A 2,402-nucleotide genomic window follows, 5' to 3' on the forward strand; every position below is an offset into this window, starting at 1 on the left:
CTAGTACTCCAGTGCGGTTTCGTGATCACGTGCGGGTCGACTGCACCCGGACCTGCCCGAAATTCATTGATTCGAGCTGTAGTTGCCGCCGGGCTCTGTGGGCACGCAAGGCCAGGAACCGAACTACTGCAGCACACGTCTCCCGCACCATGACCTCAAGCGAGCACCAAGAGCACACGTTTTCCACCAGGCTGGTTTCACCGTCCTCGGTGGGTGTGGATCCGTCGAAGACCAACGACTACAACAGCTTCGCCGAGGCGTACACGGCTGCGAACGAGACCAACCTGGTCAATGCCTACTACGAGCGGCCGGCGATGCTGGCCCTCGCTGGAGACGTGGCTGGCCGGCGGATCCTCGACGCCGGCTGTGGCTCGGGGGCCCTGTTCGCCGCGCTGCGCGACCGTGGCGCCATGGTGAGTGGCTTCGACTCGAGTGCCGGGATGCTGGGGCTGGCTCGGCAGCGGCTCGGCGACGGTGCGGATCTGCAGGTGGCGGAGCTGGGCAGCCCGCTTCCCTACCCTGATGACACGTTCGACGATGTAGTGGCGTCCCTGGTGCTGCACTACCTGGAGGACTGGGGGCCGGCGCTGGCAGAGCTGCGACGCGTACTTAGGCCCGGCGGTCGGCTGATCGCGTCTGTCGACCATCCATTTGCCGTCCACCTCATTCACCGTGAGGCCGGCCGCGAGGCCGAGTGCGACTACTTCGACACCACCAAGTGGACCGTGGAGTGGAGCATGGGTGGCCAGACCACGCTGGTGAGTCGCTGGAACAGGCCGCTGCACGCGATGATCGAGGCTTTCACCGGGGCGGGTTTCCGGATTACGGTCATCAGCGAGCCGGAGCCTGATCCCGCCGCCCGCGAGCTGTTCCCCGAGGCCATCGCGGCCGAGCCGCGCTTCCTGTGCTTCCTGTTCTTCGTACTGCAAGCGGGTTAGTACTCCGGTGTGCAGTCTCGCCATGGCCCAGGCGACGACGGCCAGTACGGCAGCGCCTGACGCGGGCGGCCGCCGCGAGATGATCAGGGGTTGTGTGGACTCCCGAAGATCGTGCGGTGGCCGCAGGCCATAGCGTAGACCCTGACCGATGGCGGGCGATGTTCGACCAGGTCATGGCCCGGATCGCGGGCAGATTCGGGCGCGTTGAGCCCCGGGCGGCGGCCCGTTCCTACCTGCTCGGGCTACTGACGGGCGTCGAGCGGAAGAACTGCTGGCAGCTGGCCGAACGAGCGGGGCATAAGCGGCCCGGGCCCCTGCAGCGTCTGCTGAGGTATGCCCGATGGGACGCCGATGCGGTCCGCGACGACCTGCGTTCATACGCCGCCGAACACCTCGGCAAAGACGATGCTGTTCTCGTCGTCGACGAGACCGGTTTCCTGAAGAAGGGCCGGTCCTCGGCGGGAGTGCAGAGGCAGTACACGGGCACCGCCGGACGCATCGAGAACGCCCAGGTCGGCGTGTTCCTCGCCCTGGCCACCGCCCGGGGCCGGGCTCTGATCGACCGCCGGCTCTACCTGCCCGAGCATTCCTGGAGCACTGATCCCGAGCGCCGCCGTGAGGCAGGAATACCCGAGGCGGTGGAGTTCGCGACCAAGCCCCGCCTGGCCGGGGAGATGATCATCGCCGCGCTGGACGCCGGGATCGCTGCCTCCTGGGTGACCGGCGACGAAGCCTACGGCCAGGACCCCCAACTGCGGACCGTTCTGGAAGCACGCGGCACCGGCTACGTGCTGGCCGTCGCCTGTTCGGCCCGGGTGAGGATCAACAACGGCCGCACCACAGTCCGCGCGGACACCGTCGCCGGGCGCCTGCCCGCCTCGGCCTGGCAACGACACAGCGCCGGAATAGGCGCGAAAGGCTACCGCCACTACGACTGGGCCTGGATCCACATTGGCACCGGAAGCCACCGCCACCTGCTGATCCGCCGCAACCGGACCACCGGCGAACTCGCCTTCTACCTGTGCTGGTCACCCACCCCCGCGACACTGGCTGAACTTGTCCGCGTCGCCGGTGTCCGCTGGAGCATCGAGGAGTGTTTCCAGGCCGCCAAGGGCCAGGTCGGACTCGACCACTATCAGGTCAGGCACTGGACATCGTGGCACCGGCACATCACGCTTGCCATGCTCGCCCTGGCCTTTCTGACCGCCGTCGCCGCCGACGCGGCCCCCGGCCGACCCGCCGGCCGGAACTTCCCGGCTCAGGACAGCGACTCGATCTCCCTGACCGTCCCCGAGATCCGCCATCTGCTCACCGCGGTCTTCGCCCCGCCAGCCGCGACCGCAGCCAGGCTGCTGCACTGGTCCATCTGGCGCAGACGCCACCAGGCAACAGCCCGGCGCAGCCACTACCGTCGGCGGTCTCTCGACGAACCTGCTGGATAGGCCGCGAAACCAGACTGGAGTA

At 67.9% G+C, this 2,402-nt stretch carries 1 protein-coding gene and 1 pseudogene; both read left to right on the forward strand.

The genetic code is table 11. The features are described 5' to 3' along the window. The first annotated feature begins 149 nt into the window (after positions 1 to 149). On the forward strand, positions 150 to 938 hold the full coding sequence (locus GA0115234_RS01950; RefSeq protein ID WP_093539068.1) for a class I SAM-dependent methyltransferase: 789 nt from the start codon (positions 150 to 152) through the stop codon (positions 936 to 938). A 158-nt stretch (positions 939 to 1,096) separates the two neighbouring features. Next, positions 1,097 to 2,170, forward strand: a pseudogene (locus GA0115234_RS01955) (IS701 family transposase); the annotation flags it as partial. Positions 2,171 to 2,402: the final 232 nt, after the last annotated feature.

The sequence above is a fragment of the Streptomyces sp. DvalAA-43 genome (assembly GCF_900091725.1).
GTDB lineage: Bacteria > Actinomycetota > Actinomycetes > Streptomycetales > Streptomycetaceae > Streptomyces > Streptomyces pulveraceus.

What these genes read in the sequence shown, in the direction of transcription:
- GA0115234_RS01950 (WP_093539068.1), top strand. Translation starts at nt 150, where the DNA reads ATGACCTCAAGCGAGCACCAAGAGCACACGTTTTCCACCAGGCTGGTT.